Annotated in this window: 20 protein-coding genes and 2 pseudogenes; 11 read left to right on the top strand and 11 right to left on the bottom strand. The window is 67.4% G+C overall.

Annotation, left to right across the window (positions count from 1 at the left end; translation table 11 throughout):
- Window positions 1-64: 64 nt before the first annotated feature.
- Window positions 65-1,684, bottom strand: a complete 1,620-nt coding sequence (gene pgi / locus ACW176_RS06755) for a glucose-6-phosphate isomerase (protein WP_492111369.1) — start codon at window positions 1,682-1,684, stop codon at window positions 65-67.
- Window positions 1,685-1,793: 109 nt separating this feature from the next.
- Between pgi and ACW176_RS06750 the strand changes: the two genes are divergently transcribed.
- Window positions 1,794-2,273, top strand: a complete 480-nt coding sequence (locus ACW176_RS06750) for a hypothetical protein (protein ID WP_492111368.1) — start codon at window positions 1,794-1,796, stop codon at window positions 2,271-2,273.
- 8 nt (window positions 2,274-2,281) lie between these two features.
- On the opposite strand, the gene ACW176_RS06745 is transcribed toward ACW176_RS06750, so the two are convergent.
- Both ACW176_RS06745 and ACW176_RS06740 read right to left on the bottom strand, forming a co-directional pair.
- Window positions 2,282-2,893 (bottom strand): redoxin domain-containing protein, encoded by a 612-nt coding sequence (locus ACW176_RS06745; RefSeq protein WP_492111367.1) that lies wholly within the window; start codon window positions 2,891-2,893, stop codon window positions 2,282-2,284.
- A 69-nt stretch (window positions 2,894-2,962) separates the two neighbouring features.
- A complete protein-coding gene (locus ACW176_RS06740) occupies window positions 2,963-5,128 on the bottom strand; it encodes a protein-disulfide reductase DsbD family protein (RefSeq protein WP_492111366.1) in 2,166 nt (721 codons plus the stop codon).
- A gap of 111 nt (window positions 5,129-5,239) precedes the next feature.
- On the opposite strand from ACW176_RS06740, the gene ACW176_RS06735 reads away from it, so the two are divergent.
- Window positions 5,240-5,632 (top strand): hotdog family protein, encoded by a 393-nt coding sequence (locus ACW176_RS06735; RefSeq protein WP_492107025.1) that lies wholly within the window; start codon window positions 5,240-5,242, stop codon window positions 5,630-5,632.
- Here ACW176_RS06735 and ACW176_RS06730 read toward each other — a convergent pair.
- The 5 genes and pseudogenes from ACW176_RS06730 to ACW176_RS06710 all read right to left on the bottom strand — a co-directional run.
- A pseudogene (locus tag ACW176_RS06730) lies at window positions 5,553-5,717 on the bottom strand (hypothetical protein); the annotation flags it as partial. The gene ACW176_RS06735 and the pseudogene ACW176_RS06730 sit on opposite strands and share 80 nt — an antisense overlap.
- Window positions 5,718-5,817: 100 nt before the next feature.
- The gene (locus tag ACW176_RS06725; RefSeq protein WP_492111365.1) at window positions 5,818-7,074 is read right to left on the bottom strand and encodes a TolC family outer membrane protein; all 1,257 of its coding nucleotides are present in this window, start codon (window positions 7,072-7,074) and stop codon (window positions 5,818-5,820) included.
- 5 nt (window positions 7,075-7,079) lie between these two features.
- On the bottom strand, window positions 7,080-7,283 hold the full coding sequence (locus ACW176_RS06720; RefSeq protein WP_492111364.1) for a YgaP family membrane protein: 204 nt from the start codon (window positions 7,281-7,283) through the stop codon (window positions 7,080-7,082).
- A gap of 20 nt (window positions 7,284-7,303) precedes the next feature.
- Complete coding sequence (locus ACW176_RS06715; protein WP_419319549.1) at window positions 7,304-7,747, bottom strand: thioredoxin domain-containing protein; 444 nt, start codon at window positions 7,745-7,747, stop codon at window positions 7,304-7,306.
- A gap of 17 nt (window positions 7,748-7,764) precedes the next feature.
- A complete protein-coding gene (locus tag ACW176_RS06710) occupies window positions 7,765-9,045 on the bottom strand; it encodes an NAD(P)/FAD-dependent oxidoreductase (protein WP_492111363.1) in 1,281 nt (426 codons plus the stop codon).
- 156 nt (window positions 9,046-9,201) lie between these two features.
- Between ACW176_RS06710 and ACW176_RS06705 the strand changes: the two genes are divergently transcribed.
- The 7 genes from ACW176_RS06705 to ACW176_RS06675 all read left to right on the top strand — a co-directional run bounded on the left by ACW176_RS06705 (window position 9,202) and on the right by ACW176_RS06675 (window position 15,529).
- Window positions 9,202-9,534 (top strand): ArsR/SmtB family transcription factor, encoded by a 333-nt coding sequence (locus ACW176_RS06705; RefSeq protein WP_419319547.1) that lies wholly within the window; start codon window positions 9,202-9,204, stop codon window positions 9,532-9,534.
- Window positions 9,534-9,860 (top strand): rhodanese-like domain-containing protein, encoded by a 327-nt coding sequence (locus ACW176_RS06700; RefSeq protein WP_419319546.1) that lies wholly within the window; start codon window positions 9,534-9,536, stop codon window positions 9,858-9,860. Before ACW176_RS06705 ends, ACW176_RS06700 begins: the two co-directional genes overlap by 1 nt.
- A gap of 38 nt (window positions 9,861-9,898) precedes the next feature.
- Window positions 9,899-10,933 carry an efflux RND transporter periplasmic adaptor subunit gene (locus ACW176_RS06695; protein WP_492111362.1) on the top strand — a complete coding sequence of 345 codons (1,035 nt, stop codon included), beginning with the start codon at window positions 9,899-9,901 and terminating at the stop codon, window positions 10,931-10,933.
- Complete coding sequence (locus tag ACW176_RS06690; protein ID WP_492111361.1) at window positions 10,930-14,142, top strand: efflux RND transporter permease subunit; 3,213 nt, start codon at window positions 10,930-10,932, stop codon at window positions 14,140-14,142. Before ACW176_RS06695 ends, ACW176_RS06690 begins: the two co-directional genes overlap by 4 nt.
- Window positions 14,139-14,621, top strand: a complete 483-nt coding sequence (locus ACW176_RS06685; RefSeq protein WP_201721546.1) for a Dps family protein — start codon at window positions 14,139-14,141, stop codon at window positions 14,619-14,621. Before ACW176_RS06690 ends, ACW176_RS06685 begins: the two co-directional genes overlap by 4 nt.
- Before the next feature lie 76 nt (window positions 14,622-14,697).
- Complete coding sequence (locus ACW176_RS06680) at window positions 14,698-15,033, top strand: ArsR/SmtB family transcription factor (RefSeq protein WP_492105817.1); 336 nt, start codon at window positions 14,698-14,700, stop codon at window positions 15,031-15,033.
- 49 nt (window positions 15,034-15,082) lie between these two features.
- Entirely contained in the window at window positions 15,083-15,529 is a 447-nt protein-coding gene (locus ACW176_RS06675; RefSeq protein WP_492111360.1) for a DoxX family protein, read from the top strand.
- Window positions 15,530-15,652: 123 nt separating this feature from the next.
- Here the strand turns inward: ACW176_RS06675 and ACW176_RS06670 are convergent, their stop codons facing one another.
- Window positions 15,653-16,426, bottom strand: a complete 774-nt coding sequence (locus ACW176_RS06670) for a sulfite exporter TauE/SafE family protein (protein ID WP_492111359.1) — start codon at window positions 16,424-16,426, stop codon at window positions 15,653-15,655.
- Between the two features lie 81 nt (window positions 16,427-16,507).
- Here ACW176_RS06670 and ACW176_RS06665 point away from each other — a divergent pair, with 81 nt between their 5' ends.
- Window positions 16,508-17,452, top strand: a complete 945-nt coding sequence (locus ACW176_RS06665) for an MBL fold metallo-hydrolase (protein WP_492111358.1) — start codon at window positions 16,508-16,510, stop codon at window positions 17,450-17,452.
- Here the strand turns inward: ACW176_RS06665 and ACW176_RS06660 are convergent.
- Together ACW176_RS06660 and ACW176_RS06655 are read right to left on the bottom strand one after the other, a co-directional pair.
- Window positions 17,439-18,069: pseudogene (locus tag ACW176_RS06660) on the bottom strand (site-specific integrase). The gene ACW176_RS06665 and the pseudogene ACW176_RS06660 sit on opposite strands and share 14 nt — an antisense overlap.
- Before the next feature lie 117 nt (window positions 18,070-18,186).
- On the bottom strand, window positions 18,187-20,283 hold the full coding sequence (locus tag ACW176_RS06655; RefSeq protein ID WP_492111357.1) for a TonB-dependent siderophore receptor: 2,097 nt from the start codon (window positions 20,281-20,283) through the stop codon (window positions 18,187-18,189).
- A 147-nt stretch (window positions 20,284-20,430) separates the two neighbouring features.
- Here ACW176_RS06655 and ACW176_RS06650 point away from each other — a divergent pair, with 147 nt between their 5' ends.
- The gene (locus tag ACW176_RS06650; RefSeq protein WP_492111356.1) at window positions 20,431-21,174 is read left to right on the top strand and encodes an ABC transporter ATP-binding protein; all 744 of its coding nucleotides are present in this window, start codon (window positions 20,431-20,433) and stop codon (window positions 21,172-21,174) included.
- The last annotated feature ends 1 nt before the right edge of the window (window position 21,175 follow it).

Raw genomic sequence — 21,175 nt, 5'->3', positions numbered from 1 at the left:
TGCGGTACGAGAGGTTCCCGCCACAAGGGCGGGAATGACGGGAAATTTTGGTATGTGGCGGGGCCTAAACCTTCAACCGCCCGACCAACGCCGCCGTCGACGGATCGTGGCTGCCCGCCGCCCCGCTTTCCAGCTCCGGCAGGATGCGGCCGGCCATCACCTTGCCCAGTTCCACGCCCCACTGGTCAAAGCTGTTGATGCCCCAGATCACCCCCTCGACGAAGGTCTTGTGCTCATAGAGGGCGATCAGGGCGCCGAAGGTTTGCGGCGTCAGGCGGTCCAGCAGCAGCAGGGTTGAGGGCCGGTTGCCGGCGAAGGTGCGCTGCGGGGCCAGGGTGGCGATTTCCGCTTCCGGAACGCCCTTGGCGGTAAGCTCGGCGACCACGTCTTCGGTGGTGCGGCCGACCATGAAGGCCTCGGCCTGGGCCAGCAGGTTGGACAGCAGCTTTTCGTGCATGCCGGCCGGGCCTTCTTCCGATTTGGCCAGGCCGACCAGCTCCATCGGCGTGATGTCGGTGCCCTGGTGCATGCACTGGAAATAGGCGTGCTGGACGTTGGCGCCCTCGTCGCCGAACACCACCGTGGCGGTGCCGCGCTTGACGGGCCGGCCGTCGGGGCCGACCGACTTGCCGTTGCTCTCCATCTCCAGCTGCTGGAGGAAGGCGGCCAGGCGGCGCAGGCGGTGTGAATAGGGCACGACCGAGCGGGCGCGGCGGTCCAGGCCATTGCGGTTGAAGATCTGGGCCAGGGCCAGCAGCACCGGGGCGTTCTTGTCCAGCGGGGCTGAGGCGAAGTGGGCGTCCATGGCGGCGCCGCCGGCCAGGAAGCCCTCGAAGGCGTCCCAACCGCAGGCCACGGCCACCGACAGGCTGACCGACGACCACAGCGAATAGCGGCCGCCGACCCAGTCCCAGAAGCCGAACACCCGCTCGTCGCTGATGCCGAAGGCGGCGGTCTTGTCCAGGGCGGTCGAGATGGCGGCCAGGTGCTGACCGGCGGCGGCCTCGCCCAGGGCGGCGACCAGCCAGGCGCGGGCCGCGCCGGCATTGGCCAGGGTCTCCTGGGTGGTGAAGGTCTTGGAGACGATGACGACCAGGGTCTCTTCCGGGTCGAGATCGGCGGTCATCATGGCGAACTCGGCGCCGTCGACATTGGCCACGAAGCGCAGGTCGATCTCCGGCTTGATCGGCCGCAGGGCGTCCCACAGCAGGCGGGGGCCCAGGTCGCTGCCGCCGATGCCGATGTGCAGTATGGCCTTGAACGGCTTGCCGGTGGCGCCCTTGATCTGGCCCGAGCGGACGGCCTCGGCGAAGGCCTTCATCCGTTGGCGGACGGCTTCGACCTGCGCCATCACCGGAACGCCCTGGGCCTTGAGGTCGACTCCGGCGGGCGCCCGCAGGGCGGTGTGCAGGACGGCGCGGCCTTCGGAGCTGTTGATCGCCTCGCCGGCCAGCATCCGGGCCCGGGCCCCCTCGACGTCGGCGGCGTGGGCCAGGTCGAGCGCGGCTTCCAGGCCGGCCTCGTCCCAGGCCTGTTTCGACAGGTCGAGGTGCAGGCCCGCCACGTTAAGCGTGAGCGCTGCGAGCCTTCCAGGCTCCGCCTCGAACATCTCGACGATGCGCTTATCGCCGGCGGCCTGGGCGGCGGTTTCCAGGCGGGTCCAGGCGGCGTCGAGATCGGCCATGCGTCGGTTCCTTGCGGGTTTGGTAAATCGGCGTTTACCCCGGCGGGCTTACCAAACGGATGCCGCCGCGTCATGCAGACCAATGACGTTTTTCGCGGGGAGAGTTCAGATGTCCTGCGACGCGATCGCCTTTTCCGCCCTGCTGTGGCTCGCCTCGACCGGCCCCGCGCCGCAGCCGACCGCCGCTGCGGCCCTCAGCGCCCCGGCCTCGGTGGCCGGCGAGCCGCTGTTCGCCGACATCGTACGCCGCGCCGGGGGCTTGAAGCTGCAGGTCGAGGCCTATCGCAAGTCGCTGAACGCCGACCCTGCCGCCCCGGCCGCAGCCCTGCCCGGCGCCGAGGCCTTCGGCGCCCGGATCGCCGAGCTTTCCGCCCTCGACATGAAGGGCCACCTGACGCTGAAGGAACGCGGCGCGGTCGACGACCTCAAATGCATCCTGCGCGGCATCTCGGTCGACCTGCCCGAAAAGCTGGCCGCCATGACCGCCGCCAAAACCGTCAAGGACCAGGACCTGGCCCTGCGCGACATGGTCTATCTGCTCAACGACAATGTCGAAGTGATCACCGCCCCGCCGCAGCCGGCGGCCTAGGCGCGCTCTCAAGCGTCCTTGTATTTCACCGCGCAGCCATAGGGCTGGACATAGGCCACCTTGACCGGCCGGCCCGCCTTCACATCCGCCAGTGCCGCCGCGACCAGGTTTTTGGCCCGGGGCAGGTCCTCGACCTTGTTGCTGGGGATGTCGTCGATGGCGCCCTCGTAGACCACGGCTCCGGCGGCATCGATGACGAACATGTGCGGCGTGGTCTTGGCCTTGTAGGCTGTGGCGATCACCCCGTCAGCGTCGAGCAGCAGCGTCGTCGGCTTGGCGCCCCGGGCCTGCATCCAGGCCTTGGCGCTGCCGCCGTCCGGGAAATGGCCCTGCTTGCCGGGCGCCGACGAGGCGATGGTCAGCCAGACCACGCCATCAGCCGTGGCGGCCGCCTGCAGGCCCTGCATGTTGCCCGAATAGTGCTTCTTCACATAGGGGCAGCCCTCGTTGACCCATTCGAGGACCACAGTCTTGCCCCTGAACTCGGCCAGCGAGCGGGTCTTGCCGTCGATGTCGACAGCGGTGAAGGCCGGGGCGGGCTTGGCGTGGGCGAGACCGGGCGCGGCGACCGCGATCAGCGGCAGGCCGGCGGCGACGAGACGGCGCGTGACATTGGACATATGCGAGCTCCAGAAAGACAGAGTTCCCCCTCGCCTTTGCAGCTTGTCACATCCCAGCGTTCTCCGAAACTAGGAAGCCGCCTTCTCGATGGCCTCGATGACCATGCCCTCGGTCAGAAGCTGCGGCAGGATCACCGGCGCGCCGCCCTTGGCCGGATAGACCAGATACAGCGGCACGCCCGCCCGGCCATGCTCGGCAAGGGCGGCGGCGATGGTGGCGTCGCGATTGGTCCAGTCGGCCTTCAGCAGCACGGCGTTCCGATCCTTGAACACCTGGGCGACGCCGGCGCCGGACAGGGCCACCTTCTCGTTGACCTGACAGGTCACGCACCAGGCGGCGGTGAAGTCGACCAGCACCGGCCGGCCCTCGGCCCGCAGGGCGGCGACCCGTTCCGGCGACCAGGTCTCGGAGGCCAGCCCCGGACCGATGGGCGTCGAGGCCTGGGCCGTCGCGGCGACAGGCCCCGGAGCCTGCAGGGTCAGGGCTGTCAGGGCGACGGCGCCGGCCAGGCTCAGCAGGGCCAGCAGCAACGGCACCAGGCTGGGCTTGCCCACGGCGCGGCGGGTCTGGGCGTGGCCGTACAGCCAGGCGGCGAAGGCCAGCAGCACGGCGGCGGCGAACACCTCGCCCAGGGCGATCGACCCGGACTGCTGGCTGAACACCCAGACCAGCCAGGCCGCCGTGCCATACATCGGGAAGGCCAGGCCCTTCTTCAGGGTATCCATCCAGGCGCCGGGACGCGGCAGCCGCGCCAGCAGGGCCGGCGCGAAGGTCAGGATCACGAACGGGGCGGCAAAGCCCAGGGCCAGGGCCAGGAACACCGACAGCGAGATCAGCGGCGGCTGGACCAGGGCAAAGCCCAGGGCGCCGGCCATGAACGGCGCGGTGCAGGGGGCAGCCACCACCACGGCCAGGGCCCCGGTGAAGAAGGCGCCGGTCACGCCGCCGCGCGCCGAGATGCTGCCGCCGACGCCCTGGACCGAGGTCCCGAACTCGAAGACACCCGACATGTTCAGCGCCACCAGCAGCATGACCAGGGCCAGGCTGGCCACCACCACCGGCGACTGCAGCTGGAAGCCCCAGCCCACAGCCGCGCCGCCGGCCCGTACCGCGATCAAGAGGCCGGCCAGGGCCAGGAAGGTGGCGACCACCCCGACCAGGAAGGCCAGGCCCTGCAGGCGGGTCTTGCCCGGATCGTGGGCGTGGCCGGCCAGGCTGGCGGCCTTCATCGACAGCACCGGGAAGACGCACGGCATCAGGTTCAGGATCAGCCCACCCAGGAAGGCGAAGACCAGGGCGGTGAGCAGGCCCTTGGCGTCGACCGGCCCTTTCGCGGCCCCCTTGGCGACAGAGGGCGGCGAGCCCAGGCCCGACGCCGTGGCGGGGGGATCGCCCGCCGTCGCCGTCACCTCAAAGGACTGACCCTTCAGGGCCAGCACGCCCGACAGTTCGGTGGGCGGGGTCCCGCTGGTAAAGTCGTAGCCGGGCGTCAGGCCCAGGGTCAGGCCTTCGGGACCGCGCTCGATGGTCTGGTCGGCGGCGTGGTCGATGACCTTGCCCGAATACGGAAAGAAGTAGGCGCCGGCCATGTCGGCGCCCTTTAGCGGCGCGCCGGTGACGGCCAGCTTCAGAACGCCACCCTCCAGCTTGAACACGGCCTTCAGGCCGGCGGACTTGGGGGCGTCAGCCAGGGTCTTGGCGACCACCGCGCCCCATTTCGGATCGGGCCCCGGCGCGCCCGCCACGATGGGCAGGTCCAGGGTCAGGACCGCGTCCTCAGGGATACAGATCTCTTCGCAGACCAGGAAGGCGGCCGCCGCCTTGAGCGTGACCGTCGAGCCCGGAGGGGCGTCGACCGGTACGGTGATCGGCACGGGCAGCAGCACCTCGCCCTTATAGGCGTAGTCGAGCAGCGGTCCGACGCGGCTCTTCTCCGGGGTCGGCCAGACGATGTCGCCGGCGGTCCAGCCGGTCGGCAGGGTCCAGACGATCTTGGTGGCGTCGCCCGCGTCGCCCGGATTGCGCCAATAGGTGTGCCAGCCCGGCTGGATCTTCTGACGCAGGGCCACATAGATCGTGGCGCCGGGAACGGCGGCGGCGTCCTGGGCCACCAGCTCGGCTTCGATGTGACCGGTGTTGACCGGGCCCGCCAGGGCCTGTCCCCCGCCCGAGCCGGCAAGAAGCCCGGCAAAGAGCACGGCCTGCACGGCCACGAGAAGTTTCCGGATCAACATGAAGCCTGCCCGAGCCAAAAAGCGTCAGGGACACATGGCCCGCCCGCGCGCTCTCGACAAGCACCGACCGACCATGGACAGTCGATGACGATTCAAAGTGAGACTTCAGATATGCCCGCCGCGTTCGACGATATCGAGATTGGTCAGGTCGTGTCCCTGGGCACGCGCGCCGTGGAAGGCAAGGCGCTGGAGGCCTTCATCGCCGCCTTCGCCCCCGGCTGGCCGATCGAGAACGGCGCCCCCGACGTGATGGTGTTCGCCATCTGGTCGCGGCTGGACGCCGAGGCCGCCGCCGCCTGGCCCCAGACCAAGCGCCTGGGCGTCGACGCCCTGCGCTGGATGCGCAACCCGCCGGTCGGCGAACTGCTGCGCGGCCGCATGACGGTAATGGGCAAGGACCCGGTCGGCGAAGGCAAGGGCATGATCATCGCCCAGCACGACCTGCTCGACGAGGCCGGGCGGCTGGTCTTTTCGTGCCTGACTCGCAGCATTTTCGCGCGGTAAGGCGGCGGGTGGCCACAATTCCGGCGTCGCGCAGGCGCGCCAGATGTTGCGACCGCGCCGACGGCGAGAGCAGCAAACGAGCCTCAGTATCGCTGACCTACAGAGCTCCGTCGCTCAAAGCGTGGAGAACCCGAAAGCGATGGCTATTGGCCAGCGCCCGCAGGACATCGTCGGGCGTGGCCGGTTCATTGGCCATGCAGCAGCGCGTCGAGCCGATAGGACGAGACCGTCACCTCGCCGCGCGCCGCCACCAAGGCGCCTTGCGCGGCCAGGGCTTCGCGTTCGGCGTCGAGCAGATCCAGGACGGGCTTTTGGCCCACCCGCACTTCATTGCGCACGCTGTCCAGCGCGCTGGTCGCGGCGCTGGCCTGGTCGGTAGCGGCCAGCATCACGGCCCGCGCGGTGGCGACATCGCCCCAGGCGCCGATCACGGCCTCCCGCACCTGAGCCTGCGCTGACTTCAGGCCCGCCTGAGCGGCGCGAAGCGCTGCCCCTGCCTCATCAACGCGGCCGCTTACAGCACCGCCCGAAAACAGGGTCCACCGTCCTTGCACACCGACCATGACACCATCGGCGCTGTAGCCTGGAAAGAACTGGTCGCGCGCTGTGCTGGCGGTAGCGGTCAAGGCGAGGTTCGGCAGTCGGTCGGCCTTGGCGTAGCGAACGCCGGCCTGCGCCGCGCGTTCGGCCGCCTCGGCGGCCAAAAGCATGGGGCTCGATTGAGACGCCGTAGCGATCGCCTCATCGAGCGACGCAGGCGTCGCGGGGGGCGCGACCACGGCCTCAAGCCCGTTCGGTTCCGCTCCGACCACGGAGACGAAATGTGCTCGGCTCCTGGCCAGTTGACCTTCGGCACGGGCCAAGCCTGCGCGGCTCTCTGCCTGGCGGGCCATGGCCTGGTCGAGATCAGTGCGAGGTATCTCTCCGCCCTTGAAGCGCAATTGCGCCTGGCTGGTGATGGCCTCCATCTGGGCGAGCTGGGCCCGGCTCAAGGCCACCATGTCCTGGGCGCTAAGCACCCCGACATAGGATGACGCAACCTCGGCGCTGAGCGCAGCCGTTGCACCGCCGACCTGAGCGAGGGCTGCCGCCTTACCCTCTGCAGCCTGAGCGATAGCGGCGCTGACGCCACCGCCTGAGAACAGGGGCTGGCGGAGTTGCAGCGACGCCGCGCGAGGCGAGACATGGCTCTGGCCAAAGCCGAAGAAGCCACCAAGATCGGTCGTTCCGCTTGCGCTCTCACCCGACAGGGTGAGGCTAGGCAGACGGCCGGAGCGCGCCTGGGCCAGCCGGGCGTTGGCCGCGTCCGACTGGGCCTGCACCTGGGCGAGACCTGGATTGGCGCGCCGCGCCAGGGCAATGGCCTCGGGCAAGGTCATGGCCGACGCGCCCAAGGGCGCGGCGACACTGGCCAGCAAGAACAGGGCTAGGACGGCGCGCATCGAGTTCACTGGAACGCGACGCCCGGCTTGACGCCGAGTTTCTTGAAGATCATCGCGGCCGGGCAAAAGCCGGTGAAGGCCGCCTGGATCATGTTGAGGCCTGCAAAGATCGACAGGCCGATCCACCAGGGGTGAACAAACTGGGCCAGGCCGACACCCACCAGGACGACAAAGCCGGCAAAAGCCAGAACCAAACGATCGACAGTCATGATCAATCTCCTCAAGCGACTCAGGCGCTTGCCTGGGCCAGAGCCTGGTGCGTCCAGGCGACGATTTGAGCCGCGCTCATCAGCCCGGCGGATCGGGCGATGACGGCGCCGTCCCGATAGAGGAGCAGCGCCGGAATGCCCGAGACGCCCAACGCCCCGGCGGCCTGCGGCTCGGCTTCGGAATTGAGTTTCAAGAGCCGCACGTCCGGCTCGAGCCGCGCGGCTGCAGCAGCAAACTGAGGGGCCATGGACCGGCAGGGTCCGCACCACGGGGCCCAGACATCGACGAGAACAGCGACGCCGCGGGTCTTGCCGGCGTGGGCGGCCAGTTGCGCGCCGCTCACCTCGGTCGGAGCGCCGGAGAACAGGCGCTCGCCGCAGCGGCCGCACTTGGCCGCCAGGGCGTTCCGGCTTTCGGGCGCGCGATTGGTGGCGCCACAGGCGGGACAAACAAGCTGCCGCATCACACTGCCTTTCGCCCTCAGGGCTTGATCTTGTGGATACCCATGACGTCCAGGGCGAGCTTCTCGTAGAAGGGCTCGCTCTCGCCGCGCTTGACCTTGGCCAGGAAGTATTTCTCGAACCCGACCTTGGCCAGGTGGACCCACTTGCCGCTGGCCGACCAGTTGACGTTGCGTGGCGGAATCTGGGGCTGGGCGATGAACACCACGCCGCCGTCGCCGAAATCGGCCAGGCAGATGGCGTTCCAGGTCGCCTCATGGGTGGCGGGCTGGCCGCTGAGGATCTCTTTGAAGTTATGGGCGATGGCCGTGACCATGCTCTCGATCATGAAGCCGGTCTTGGGCACGCCCACCGGCACAGGGGTCTTGCCCGTCGGAGCGATGGCGACGCAGACCCCCAGGGCCATGATGTTCTGATAGGTCGGATTGCGCTGGTGCTTGTCGACCAGGATGAAGCCGCGCGGATTGGTCAAACCGCTGATCCCGTGAACCGCGGCCACGCCCCGGAAGGCCGGCAGCATCATCGAATAGGAGAACGGCAGGTCGTGGGTCGCCTTGACGGCGCCGTCATCGGCGATCTCCTCGACATGCATCATCCCGGCCTCGACCGAAGCGACCCTGGCGTTGGTGACCCACTTGATGTGACGCTGGCGCATCTCGCTTTCCAGCAGGCCCTTGGTGTCGCCCACCCCGTCCAGGCCCAGATGGCCGACATAGGGCTCGGAGGTAACAAAGGTCATGGGCACGCGGTCGCGCACCTTGCGGCGGCGCAGTTCGGTGTCGAGGATCAGGGCGAACTCATAGGCCGGGCCAAAGCAGGACGCGCCCTGCACCGCGCCGACAACGATCGGGCCGGGGTTTTCCACGAACCGGTCGAAGGCGGTCGCCGCCGTCTCGGCGTGATCAACGTGGCAGATCGACTGGGTGAAGCCGCCGTGCGGGCCAAGACCGGGGATCTCGTCAAAGGCCAGCTCCGGCCCCGTGGCGATGACGAGATAGTCGTAGTCGAGCAGCATGCCATCGGAGAGTTCCAACTGGTTGCGTTCGGGCATGACCTTGGCTGCGCCAATGCCTCGGAAAGCGATGCCCTTCTTCTTGAACACGGGCGGCAGCTTGACCTCGATGGCCTCACGCTTGCGCCAGTGAACAGCGACCCAAGGGTTTGAGGGTACGAAGTGGAAGGTGTCGCCCTGCGAGACCACCTCGACCACGGCCTTGTCGCCCACGGCTTGCTTGATCTCGAAGGCGGCGATGGCGCCGCCCAGTCCGGCGCCCAGAATGACGATGCGCGGCTTGGCCATGATCCCGTTTCCTCTCACGCCGTGGTTCGGAGTCGAGACTGGGCTCGTTCCGCGCGGCTAACTTTGATCAGGATCACGTTTGAGCCCGAGCGTTCGGGATAGCGTCGCCCTGTCGATGGCTTGACTAGATATTCGTAAAGTCGCATATACGCAACTATGAATTTTGATCCTGCCGCCCTCAAGGCTTCCGCGGACGACGCCTGCGCCCTGCTCAAGGCGCTGGCCAATCCCCATCGGCTGATGATCGTCTGCGCGCTGGTCGACGGCGAGCAGTCGGTGGGCGCGCTCGCCCAGGGCCTGGGCGTTCGCGAGACCCTGGCCTCGCAGCATCTGGGCCTGTTGCGCCGCGACGGCGTGGTGGCCGCGAGGCGCGATGGACAGACCATTTACTACGGCCTTCGCAGCGGTCAGGCCCGCGCGCTGGTCGAGACCTTGTCCCGTCTGTTCTGCGCGGTCCCAGGACCTGCCCCTTTCAAGGAGACCCACTGATGTTCGGATCCCCCAAGACCAAAGACCTCACCGCCCACCAGGTGAAGACCGCTCTCGACGCCCAGGAGATCCTGCTGGTCGACGTGCGCGAGCCGGCCGAGTTCGCCGCCGAGCGCATTCCTGGCGCGGTCAATGTTCCGCTCTCCAGTTTCGACCCCAAGGCCCTCCCGGACGCCGGCGACAAGTCGGTGGTGTTCAGCTGCGGTTCGGGCAAGCGGTCGGCGACCGCCCTGGGCCACTGCCAGAAGGCCGGACACGCGCTGGATACCCACCTGACCGGCGGAATAATGGCCTGGAAGGCCGCCGGCCTGCCGACCGTCCGCTAGTCGACAAGCACAAGACCAAAAGCCCTGGAGGGGACGCCATGACGGCACGGCCATATCTGATCAGCGCCTTGGGGGCCGCCTTGCTGCTCAGCGCCTGCGGCGAATCCAAGGAGGCCGCGGCGCCGGCGGTCAAAATGGCTCCGGCGACGGACCGTCTGACGATCCGCGCCCAGGTCGTGTCCGACATCAAACCGGTTCCCGCGACCCTGACCACGCGCGACATGGCCGAGGCCCGGGCGAGGATTTCCGGAACCCTGGTGGCTTTGAGCGTCAAGGAAGGCGACCTCGTGCGGCAGGGCCAGATGATTGGTCGGATCAGGGATGATCGGCTGACCCTGCAAACTGGGGCGTTCGACGCCCAGGTCGCCGCAGCCGCCGCCGAGGCGGCCCGCGCTCAGGCGGATCTGGCCCGCACCCGCGACCTCTTCTCGCATGGCGTCTACGCCCAAGCGCGCTTGGATCAGGTCGAGGCCCAGGCCAAGGCCGCAAACGCCAATCTGTCAGCGGCCCGCGCCCAGCGTGGGGCCAGCGCCGAGCTGGGCGCCCAAGGCGCGATCCTGGCCCCGGCCACCGGTCGGGTCCTGGTGGCCGACGTCCCCGTGGGCTCGGTGGTGATGCCCGGCCAGTCGATCGCCAGGATCACGGCCGGCCCGCTGGTCGTGCGCATCGAACTGCCGGAAGGCCAGGCGCGCGCCCTCAAGGTCGGAGATTTCGTCGACCTGGCCGCCGAGGACCTGCGCGGCGCGGCCGCGCGCGGAACCATCAGCCAGATCTATCCGTCGATCACCGGCGGCCAGATCACCGCCGACGTCACAGCTCCCAACCTGCCCGGCGACCTGATCGGCCAGCGCGTGCGCGCCGCCGTCAGGATCGGCGAGCGCCAGGCGATCGTCATTCCACGGCGCTATGTCTCCACGCGCTTTGGCGTCGACTATGCCCGGTTGGTCGGAACCGATGGCGCGATCTCGGAATCCCCGATTCAGACCCGCGCGAGCGTCACGGCGGACACAGTCGAAGTTCTGTCAGGCCTGCGCCTTGGCGACATCCTGACCCCGGCGGAGGCCGCCCGATGAACCTGGGCCTTTCGGGTCGCCTGACCAAGGCGTCGATCAAGTCACCCCTGACGCCGCTGATCCTGCTGGCGGCGATCGCCGTAGGCCTGCTGGCGCTGATCTCGATCCCCCGCGAGGAGGAACCGCAGATCAGCGTGCCCATGGTCGACATCATGGTCGCCGCGCCGGGTCTGCGCGCGCCCGACGCCATCGAACTGGTCGGCAAGCCGTTGGAGGCCATCGTCAAGAGCGTCGCCGAGGTCGAGCACGTCTATACCTTCGCCGACGACAATCAGGTGATGGTCACGGCCCGCTTCAAGGTCGGGGTCGATCCCGACGCGGCGGCTGTGCGCATCCACGAGAAGGTCCGCGCCAACTATGACCGCATCCCGGCCGGTATCGCCGAACCCCTGATCCAGACCCGGGGCATCAATGACGTGCCGAGCCTCGTCCTGACCCTGTCGCCCAAGCCCGACGCGGCGGGCCAGTGGACCGACCAGGCGCTGTATGAGCTGGCGGGCAAGCTGCGCACCGAAGTCGCCAAGGTCGATGATGTGGGCCTGACCTTCATCGTCGGCGGCCGGCCCGAGGAAATCCGCATCGCCCCCGATCCGGCCCGCCTGGCCCAGCACGGCGTGTCGCTGGCCGCCCTGATGGACACCGTGCGTCAGGCCACCCGCGCCTTTCCCGCCGGCCAGATTCGCGGCGGCGGCCAAGCGGTCGACGTCACGGCCGGCCGCAGCCTGACCAGCGCTGTCGATATCGGTCTGCTGGCCCTGCCGTCGGCCAGCGGCCAGGCGGTCTATGTCCGCGATGTCGCCGATGTGGCCCAGGGCCCGCGTGAGGATCAGGCCCGCGCCTGGCGCTATGCCCGCGCAGACGGCGTCTGGAGCCAGGCCCCCGCCGTCAGCCTGGCCATCGCCAAGCGCAAGGGCGCCAACGCCGTTGTCGTCTCCCAAGCCGTCCTGACCCGCGTCGAGGCCCTGAAGGGCACGCTGCTGCCTGACAGCCTGGATGTGGCGGTGACCCGCGACTATGGCGCGACCGCCAATGAAAAGGCCAATGAGCTGCTGTTTCACCTGGGCCTGGCCACCCTGTCGATCGTGGTTCTGATCGGTCTGGCCATCGGCTGGCGCGAGGCGGCGGTGACCGCCGTTGTCATCCCGACGACCATCCTGCTGACCCTCTTCGCCTCCAACCTGATGGGTTACACGATCAACCGGGTCAGCCTGTTCGCCCTGATCTTCTCGATCGGCATCCTGGTCGACGACGCCATCGTCATGATCGAGAACATCGCCCGCCACTGGGCCATGAATGATGGCCGCAGCCGGATCGACGCCGCAGTCGAGGCCGTGGCCGAGGTGGGCAACCCCACCGTGGTCGCCACCCTGACGGTGGTTTCGGCCCTGCTGCCCATGCTGTTCGTCTCGGGCCTGATGGGGCCCTACATGGCCCCGATCCCGGTCAACGCCTCGGCGGCCATGGTGTTTTCGTTCTTCGTCGCGGTGGTCATCGCCCCGTGGCTGATGGTGCGCTTCGCCCGCAAGACGCTGGATTCGGCCGGCGGTCATGCTCATGACGGCGAGGGCAAACTGGGCGCGCTGTATCGCCGCGTCGCCGGGCGGGTGATCGCCACGCGCAGGAGCGCCTGGACCTTCCTGATCGGCGTGGGCCTGGCCACCCTGCTGGCCGGCGCCATGTTCGCCACCAAGACCGTGACCGTCAAACTGCTGCCGTTCGACAACAAGTCCGAGCTTCAGGTGGTGCTGGACATGCCGGAGGGAACCTCGCTGGAGGCCACCGCCCGGGCCTTGTCCGATGCAGCGGTCATCACCCGCACCCTGCCGGAGGTCACAGCGATCGACGCCTATGCGGGAACCGCCTCGCCGTTCAATTTCAATGGCCTGGTTCGCCACTACTATCTGCGCAATCGCCCCGACCAGGGCGACCTGTCGGTGTCGCTGGCCGAAAAGGGCGAGCGCAAGCGCTCCAGCCACGTCATCGCCCTGGACCTGCGCGAACGGCTGACCAGGGTGGCCCTGCCGGCCGGCGCGTCGATCAAGGTGGTCGAGGCCCCGCCCGGACCGCCGGTCATGGCCACCCTGCTGGCCGAGATCTATGGCCCTGACGCTGCGACCCGCCGCGCCGTGGCCGAGCGGGTCAAGGCCGCCTTCAAGGCCGTGCCCTATATTGTCGATATCGATGACAGCTACGGTCAGGCCCGCCCCGGCCTGCGCCTGGTTCCCGACCGCGACCGGCTGGAAGCCCTGAAGGTCGACGACCGGCAGGTGCTGGACTCGATCGGCGCAGCCTTCGGCGGACAGGTCGTGGGCTACGCCCATCGCGGCCAGGGCCGCGATCCGCTGGAAATCTCGGTGCGTCTGCCGCAGTCGGCGCGCAGTTGGGACGAGGGCCTGGCGGCCCTGCCCGTGGCCCAGAGTCAGGGCGGTCGGCTGGTGGCGCTGGGCGAGGTGGTCACCGCCACCCGGGAAGCCGGCTCGACCCACATCTTCCGCCGCGACGGCCGCGACGTCGACATGATCATGGCCGAACTGGCCGGCGCCTATGAGGCCCCGATCTACGGCATGATGGCGGTCGACAAGGCGATCAAGGCCGCCGACTGGGGCGATCTTCCCAAGCCCGACATCCGCATGAACGGCCAGCCGACCGATGAGAGCAAGCCGACCCTGCTGTGGGACGGCGAATGGGAGATCACCTGGGTGACCTTCCGCGACATGGGCGCGGCCTTCGGCGTGGCGATCCTGGGCATCTATGTGCTGGTCGTGGCCCAGTTCAAAAGCTTCCGCCTGCCGCTGGTGATCCTGACCCCGATCCCCCTGACCCTGGTGGGCATCGTCATTGGCCACATCCTGTTCAAGGCGCCGTTCAGCGCCACCTCGATGATCGGCTTCATCGCCCTGGCCGGGATCATCGTGCGCAACTCGATCCTGCTGGTTGACTTCATACGCCACAGCCAGACTGGCGACCGGCCGCTGCGCGAGGTGCTGCTGGAGGCCGGGGCCATTCGCTTCAAACCGATCGTCCTGACCGCCCTGGCGGCCATGATCGGCGCGGCGGTGATCCTGTTCGACCCGATCTTTCAGGGTCTGGCGATCTCGCTGCTGTTTGGCCTGGCCTCATCAACGGTGCTGACCGTGCTGGTCATCCCCGCCATTTACATTGTGCTGCGGGATGACGACCGCCCGCAGGTCCTCAAGGAGTCGACATGACGAGCTTGGACATCGATATCGGCATCGCATCGCCGGAACGTCAGGCCATCGCCGACGGGCTCTCCCGTCTGCTGGCCGACAGCTACACCCTCTACCTGAAGACCCATAACTACCACTGGAACGTCACCGGCCCGATGTTCCAGACCCTGCACACGATGTTCATGACCCAGTACACCGAGCTGGGACTGGCGGTCGACGACATCGCCGAGCGGATCCGCGCCCTGGGCCATCCCGCCCCCGGCAGCTACGCGGCCTTCGCCAGGCTCTCCAGCATCGCCGAGGAGGACGCCGTTCCGCCGTCGCGCGAGATGATCATCAATCTGGTCAAGGGCCACGAGACGGTAACACGCACGGCCCGAGGGATCTTCCCGATCGCCGAGGCGGCCAGCGACGAGCCCACCTGCGACCTGCTGACTCAGCGCATGCAGGTCTCCGAGAAGACCGCTTGGATGCTGCGCAGCCTGCTCGCGCCCGCCTAGGCAGGCGCGACAATCGGCGTGGGGCGGTCTGTCCCACGCCCCTTGAACCTCTATGCGTATCTTCTACATTAGGCAAATGAGCAAACTCGCCTTCACCACGCCCCCTGACGACATCCAGGAACTGGCTGCCAGCGCCCACTCGGCGGCGCGGCTTCTCAAGCTTCTGGCCAGCGAGCAACGCCTGTTGATCCTCTGCCGTCTGATCGACGGCGAGGCTTCGGTCGGCGATCTGGCGATCCACGTCGGACTGGCCCAGTCGGCGACCTCGCAGCATCTAGCCAAGATGCGGGCCGAGGGCTTGGTGGCCACCCGGCGTGAGGCTCAGACCATCTTCTACCGACTGGACGATCCGGCCGCGATGCGCGTGCTGGAAACCCTTTGCGACGTCTATCGCGGCGAGGCCCGAGCCTGACCGTCAAGCGTCGTCACCGCCTGGTCGCATAGTCCAGGGGAGACCCAAAATGCTGACCGTGCTCAATGACGCCCTGCCCCGTCCGCGCTGGATGGCGCTATCGGCCGATCCTGTTTTCAGGGGGTTGGTCGGCCTGGCGGTCATTGGCGTGGGCGTCGGACACTTGGCCTCGCCAGGCGAGGGTGGCGGGCTGATCGCGGGACTGACCGGCGTGAGCCTGGTTGTTTTGGGCGGAAGTCTCGCTGCGGGCCTGTGGACGCGACTTTCGGCGCTGCTGGTGGTGGTGATCTGGAGCGTGACCACCCTACCCGTCGCTGTAACCACAAGCCTCGCGTCCGGTTCCGCTGCGCCTCTGCTCGAAGGCCTCGCCATCCTGGGCGCGCTTTTTCTGATCTATGTGCGCGGTGGCGGTCAGATTTCCCTGGACGGGCTTAGGCGCAAGCGCTCCACGGCCATCAAGCCAAGTCCTCACGGTCGGACGATCTCCCGGCTTTGAGGTGCGAGGATACATCCAGTGTTCAAGGCCGGCGCCCTGAGAGCGCCTGCCGAGGGCTCTGCCGTGAGTCAAAACCCATCCGCCCGGGTGCGGGCAACGCCAATCAAGGCCCGCGCCGAGACCTCAAGCCTGCATGGCTTTCCAGGCGACATAGACCGCGACGGTCAACACCAGGCCTGCAAACAGCCGCCGCGCCAGCACCGCGTGCGCCGCCATTAGCCCCGCACCCCTGACGCCCACGGCGCCGCCCGCCAAGCCGCCTAGAACAAAAAGTCCCGCGACGGGCCAGTTGATCAGGCCCGAGGCGGCGTAGTTCAGCGAGGTCGCCGCTCCAAACAGCGACACCGACAGCAAGGACGAGGCCGTGGCGTTGGCCAGAGTCATCCCGGTCGCCGCCATCAATCCCGGCACGATCAGAAACCCGCCGCCGATCCCGAAAAAGCCTGCGGCAAGGCCGGTGAGCACGCCCAGCGGCGCCAGCTTCAGCATCAAGGCGGGTGAAATGTGAACGAGGGGATCACCCTGAGACTTGGGTCGACGCATCATCGACAGCGCGATCGCCGCCATCGCGAAAGCGAACCACAGCAGCAGGCGCTGTCCCTCGACCGCCTTGGCCAGGCTCGAGCCGAGGAACGAGCCGATCAGCCCCGCGCCGGCGAAAACGGTCGCGCAAGGCCATTTGACGCGCCCGCCTCGGCCGTGGCCTATCAGGTTCATCCCCGCATTGACCGCGACTGCGGCGGCCGAGGTGCCGATGGCCACGTGGGGATCGTTGATGCCGACCACATAGAGCAAGAGTGGCGTGGCGAGCACCGACCCGCCACCGCCGAACAGGCCCAGCAGTGCGCCGACAAGCGCGCCGCTCATCAAGGCTGAAACGATCATGAACACGGACATGGCGGCCTACCCGATAGGACTTGTATATTCATATATTCGCATATAACTAGCCTGTCGATACCCAAGCCCCGAGAGTTTGCAATGCGCGAGCCGATCTCACCACCTGACGTCGCCGTGACCAAGGCGAAGTCGATCATCGAACAGGCGCTTGCCGCGCCCGCCTCAAGGCCCGAGGTGCAAGCCTTTTTCGACGAGGCGACGTTCACGGTCAGCTATGTCCTGCGTGATCCCAACTCATCGGCCTGCGCCGTTATCGACAGCGTCCTGGACTATGACGCCGCAGCCGGCCGGACCAGCGAACGGTCGGCCGACGCCCTGATCGCCTATGTCAGGGACCAGGGGCTGGAGGTCGTCTGGCAAATGGAGACCCACGCCCATGCCGACCATCTGTCCGCCGCGCCCTATCTTCAAAGCGCTCTGGGCGGCCGCCTGGCGATCGGCGAGAAAATCGTTGGCGTTCAGGAGACATTTGGAAAGCTGTTCAACGCCGGCCAGGATTTCGCCCGCGACGGCCGACAGTTCGATCATCTGTTCCGGGACGGCGAGGTCTTTTCCATTGGCGGACTACAGGCCATTGCCCTGCATGTGCCCGGCCACACGCCGGCCTGCATGGCCTATGTCATTGGCGACGCCATCTTCGTGGGCGACACCCTGTTCATGCCCGACTATGGCACCGCGCGCTGCGACTTTCCCGGCGGCGATGCGGCGACGCTGTTTGCTTCAATCCAGCGCTTGCTAGCGCTTCCCGACGAGACACGCGTCTTTCTGTGTCATGACTACAAAGCCCCCGGCCGAGATGCCTTTGCGTGGGCAACGACGATCGGTGACCAGCGCCGGAACAACATCCATGTCCACGAAGGTGTCAGCCAGGCACAGTTCGTCGCCCTCCGCGAGGCACGTGACCGAACCCTCGACATGCCCAGGCTAATCTTGCCGTCCGTCCAGGTGAACATGCGCGCCGGCCACCTGCCGGACCCAGAAGCCAATGGTGTGCGGTATCTGAAGATCCCGCTCAACGCTGTTTGACGATCGCGATCGTCAGTCGCACGACTTGTTCAACTCGTTCTCGTCGGCGACCGAGCCTGGTGCATATAGCCAACCCGTCGACCTCGATGCCGAGGTATCGAACGGTGCTCTCAAATTTCCGGTGACCGGGAAGAAGGTGGCAAGCTCGCAGGTTGCCTGTCTCCTTGCAGATCAGCGCCACCTTCGTTCGTCTGGGACTATCGGTCCCGTAACCCCGTGGTTCGAGCTCAGTCATCGACACCCATTTGTCGACGAGGCGGGCATAGTGCCGCGTGCTCACGTGATCGCCCTGTCGGCTGCGACTCGGTGAAAAGCCAATCGTCCTGACGACGACCACGAACCTTGCGCCAAGCAGCCAGCGCACCTCGCATTGGCTCTGTGATTTCAAACGGGACCGGCTGACCCGTCTTCTGTTGGATCACTATGGCGCGGGTTCGGAGGGAGCCTCCCGGAGCTTGGAGTCGATCGCGCCATTGAACATCGCGAGGTCGCGCATGCGACCGTTCGCTTTGAGCTGCAGCCGGATGCCCCAGATAGGTTTGGGCTTGAACGGCGACTTGGGGCCGATGATGCGCAGTATTCCAAGGGCGGTTGAGCGGAAGGAAGAGGTCAAACATGGGCCCTGTACGCCGCCTGCGCGTTGGCTATTCCTCTTCCTCCCTTCCACCACGGATCCAGTCCGGAGGATGGGGTGAACCGGCCTCCCCAGCGAGTTCACCCCGGCGGACGATACGCTAGAACGCCATCTTCACTCTGGCCGTAACCGTTCGGGCCGCACCGGGCGTGATCCAGATGTTGCTGTACGAGCTTTCCAGATAGGAGGTGTCGAACAGGTTCTCGATATCCAGGGCGGCCCGAATTGATGGCGTGACCTGGACGCCCAGGTTGACCCGGGCAGTCGCATAGCGCGGCAGCTTGAAGCCGCTGTTGACATCGTCGCCAGAGCGTTCGCCCACGAAGGTCAGGCCGCCCCCGATGCTGATCGAACCCGGCTGGGCCGCGTTCGAAGCCCACGACGCATAGATCGCACCCGAATGCCTTGGCACATTGCTCAGAGACGACCCTGTGAGGCCCGGGCGCGTGTCGCGGGTCACCTTGGCGTCGGTATAGGCGTACACGGCGGTGATCGAGAGCTTGTCGCTCAGCGCCCAGGTTGCGTTGGCCTCGGCCCCCTCACTGCGCGCCTCGCCGACGGCGATCGAGAAGCCGCTGTTGGCCGGATCGTTGACCAGCGTGTTTTCCTTGTCGATGCGGAACACTGAAGCGGTCCCGGTCAGGGCGTCGTCCAGAAGGCGAACCTTCAGGCCAGCCTCGTAGGCCTCGCCCAGTTCAGGCGCGAAGGCGCGGCTGACGGCATCGACGCCCTGATTGTAGCGGAAGGACTGCCCCCAGCTGGCGTAGAGCGACACGGCGTCGCTGGCGGTCCAGGTCACCGCCGCGCGGGGCGAGGTGCGTGAGGGCTTCTGCTGATCCAGGCGGCTGGTTCGGTAGTTGGTGTTGTTCTGTTCAATCCAATCGTGGCGGACGCCCAGCATGACGGTGAGGCGGCCGATGGTCGCCAGATCCTGGACGTAAAGGCTCTTGCCGTTCAGTTCCTCAAGGATGTTCTGGTTCAGCGTCGCCGTCGGCTTGGGCTGGCCGTAGACAGGATTGTAGACGTCGATGGCGTAGGGAACTGCAGCGCTAGGGCTGAAGCGATAGAAGACCCGGGTCTGGTTGTAGTCGAAGGCGTCGACGCCGATGCGCAGTTGATGATCGACGCCGGCGAGGGTGCGCTTCACGGCCAGTTCCAGGCGGCCTGAAGCGTCTTCCCAGCTATACGCATGGATACGCAATTGGCGGCGCAGGAGCGCGCCAACCAGGGCGCTGTTGTGGGTCGACTGGCCCTTGAACAGACCGTCGCGGTACTGAACCCCGCCTTCAAGCGAAATGCCCTCGGCCAGGTCGAGGAAGAACGAGGCCTGGTGCTGCAGGGTTTCCTGGCGGATCTTGCCGTCATTGGGCTCGCCCAGGAACCGCGTCTGCGGCAGCGCCTTGCCGTTACCGCCGATGGCGACGACGCCGCGATCGTGGACAAAGTGAACCTTGTTGGCCTCCAGCTGGTACAGAACCCGCAGCCGGTCGGTTGGCGCCCAGCTGAACGACGGGGCCAGAACAAGGCGGTCCGATCCGACATGATCGCGGAAACCGTCCGTTTCCTGATAGGCAGCCACCAGGCGCGCGGCAGTGGTTGAGGTCAGCGGACCGTTGAGGTCAGCGACGCCGCGCCAAGTGTTGAAGCTGCTGTAGGACGCTTCAACGCTGGCGGCCGGATCCTGGCCGGGGGCCTTGGTCACGATGTTGATCGATCCGCCCGGCTCGCCCTTGCCCGACAGGGCCGAGGCCGGGCCCTTGAGCACCTGGAAGGCCTCGACCGTGGCCACGTCCCGGCGCGGGTTGAACCCGCGGTTGGATACGAAACGGTTCACGAGCAAGTCGGGGCCCTGGTTGATATCCCCGGAAAACCCGCGAAGGGCGTAGGCGTCCCAGGCGCCGCCAAAGCTGTTCTGGCGAGCCATGCCGCCGGCCAGATCGAAGAGGTCCGAAAGATTGGCCACGCCGATCGTCTCGATCAGGGCCCTGTCCAGGACACGCACGTTTTGCGGCAGGGTCTTGGGATCGACGTCCAGGCCATTGATGCTGGCGCTGGCGCGCCGGGCCGTGACCTTGACGTCCTCGACGACCGTGGCGCTTTCGGGGGTCTCAGCGGTCTCTGCGGCGCGCGCGCCTCCGCCCAGGGCCAACAGCGAGCAACCTGCCGCGAAAACCAGCTTCAAACGCTCAAGTTTCATCTTATCCCCCGTCGCGCCAAGCGCACTGGCGCGTCCTCGCTCAATCGCGATTGACACGCAATGTAAGTGTTACGTTATAACGTCATATGCATTAACCGACGGGGCTGGCAAGAGGCTGGCGATGCACAACAAGGGATGGAGCAATCCTTGAGCGATCAGCGCGACGTGGTTCTGGAGGCCTGCGACCTTCGGCATCAGTACGGGGACAAGCCCGTTCTGCGGGGCCTGAACTTCAAGGTCGCCGCGGGCGAGATCTATGCGCTGCTGGGTGGCAATGGCGCCGGCAAGTCGACGACCTTGTCTGCGTTTCTTGGGCTGCTCCGCCCGACCGGCGGAACGGTCCGGGTGATGGACCAGGACGTGACCGAGTCGCCCGACGCCGCCCGCGCCCGGATTGCCTATGTGCCGGAGAATGTCGCGCTGTACGAACATCTGACGGCCCGCGAGAACCTGGCCTACTTCCTGGCGCTCGCCGGCGCCGACGACTCGGCGTCGAGCATCGAAGCCGCCCTCGAAGCGGCCGGGCTCGCGCCCGACGCGCGCGGTCGGCGGGTGGGCGGCTTCTCCAAGGGGATGCGCCAGAAGACCGCCATCGGCCTGGCCATCGCCCGCCACGCGCCCGTTCTACTGCTGGATGAACCGACGTCCGGTCTGGACCCCCGGGCGGCGGCGGACTTCAACCGCCTGCTCGATGCGGCCCGCGCGCGCGGCATGGGGATCCTGATGGTCACCCACGACCTGTTGGGAGCGGCCGAGATCGCCGATCGCATCGGCTTCCTCGCCGATGGCCGGCTGGAGGCCGAGCTCACCGCCGAGGGCGAGGCGCGGTTCGACGTCCGGGCTCTGCACGCGCGCTATGTGCGCATGGGCCAGACGGACGCGGCCGCCTGAC

The sequence above is a fragment of the Caulobacter sp. FV1ye13L genome, assembly GCF_058681155.1.
Note: the sequence above shows the minus strand (reverse complement) of the source record. Positions and strands in the feature narration are given on the sequence as shown.

Excerpts from the sequence above, each read along its gene's own strand:
- ACW176_RS06680 (WP_492105817.1), top strand. The coding sequence starts at position 14,698 with ATGAGCAAACTCGCCTTCACCACGCCCCCTGACGACATCCAGGAACTG.
- ACW176_RS06715 (WP_419319549.1), bottom strand. The coding sequence starts at position 7,747 with ATGCGGCAGCTTGTTTGTCCCGCCTGTGGCGCCACCAATCGCGCGCCC.
- ACW176_RS06690 (WP_492111361.1), top strand. The coding sequence starts at position 10,930 with ATGAACCTGGGCCTTTCGGGTCGCCTGACCAAGGCGTCGATCAAGTCA.
- pgi (WP_492111369.1), bottom strand. The coding sequence starts at position 1,684 with ATGGCCGATCTCGACGCCGCCTGGACCCGCCTGGAAACCGCCGCCCAG.
- ACW176_RS06720 (WP_492111364.1), bottom strand. The coding sequence starts at position 7,283 with ATGACTGTCGATCGTTTGGTTCTGGCTTTTGCCGGCTTTGTCGTCCTG.
- ACW176_RS06655 (WP_492111357.1), bottom strand. The coding sequence starts at position 20,283 with ATGAAACTTGAGCGTTTGAAGCTGGTTTTCGCGGCAGGTTGCTCGCTG.
- ACW176_RS06740 (WP_492111366.1), bottom strand. The coding sequence starts at position 5,128 with ATGTTGATCCGGAAACTTCTCGTGGCCGTGCAGGCCGTGCTCTTTGCC.
- ACW176_RS06750 (WP_492111368.1), top strand. The coding sequence starts at position 1,794 with ATGTCCTGCGACGCGATCGCCTTTTCCGCCCTGCTGTGGCTCGCCTCG.
- ACW176_RS06685 (WP_201721546.1), top strand. The coding sequence starts at position 14,139 with ATGACGAGCTTGGACATCGATATCGGCATCGCATCGCCGGAACGTCAG.
- ACW176_RS06675 (WP_492111360.1), top strand. The coding sequence starts at position 15,083 with ATGCTGACCGTGCTCAATGACGCCCTGCCCCGTCCGCGCTGGATGGCG.
- ACW176_RS06670 (WP_492111359.1), bottom strand. The coding sequence starts at position 16,426 with ATGTCCGTGTTCATGATCGTTTCAGCCTTGATGAGCGGCGCGCTTGTC.
- ACW176_RS06710 (WP_492111363.1), bottom strand. The coding sequence starts at position 9,045 with ATGGCCAAGCCGCGCATCGTCATTCTGGGCGCCGGACTGGGCGGCGCC.
- ACW176_RS06725 (WP_492111365.1), bottom strand. The coding sequence starts at position 7,074 with ATGCGCGCCGTCCTAGCCCTGTTCTTGCTGGCCAGTGTCGCCGCGCCC.
- ACW176_RS06735 (WP_492107025.1), top strand. The coding sequence starts at position 5,240 with ATGCCCGCCGCGTTCGACGATATCGAGATTGGTCAGGTCGTGTCCCTG.
- ACW176_RS06745 (WP_492111367.1), bottom strand. The coding sequence starts at position 2,893 with ATGTCCAATGTCACGCGCCGTCTCGTCGCCGCCGGCCTGCCGCTGATC.
- ACW176_RS06665 (WP_492111358.1), top strand. The coding sequence starts at position 16,508 with ATGCGCGAGCCGATCTCACCACCTGACGTCGCCGTGACCAAGGCGAAG.
- ACW176_RS06700 (WP_419319546.1), top strand. The coding sequence starts at position 9,534 with ATGTTCGGATCCCCCAAGACCAAAGACCTCACCGCCCACCAGGTGAAG.
- ACW176_RS06695 (WP_492111362.1), top strand. The coding sequence starts at position 9,899 with ATGACGGCACGGCCATATCTGATCAGCGCCTTGGGGGCCGCCTTGCTG.
- ACW176_RS06705 (WP_419319547.1), top strand. The coding sequence starts at position 9,202 with ATGAATTTTGATCCTGCCGCCCTCAAGGCTTCCGCGGACGACGCCTGC.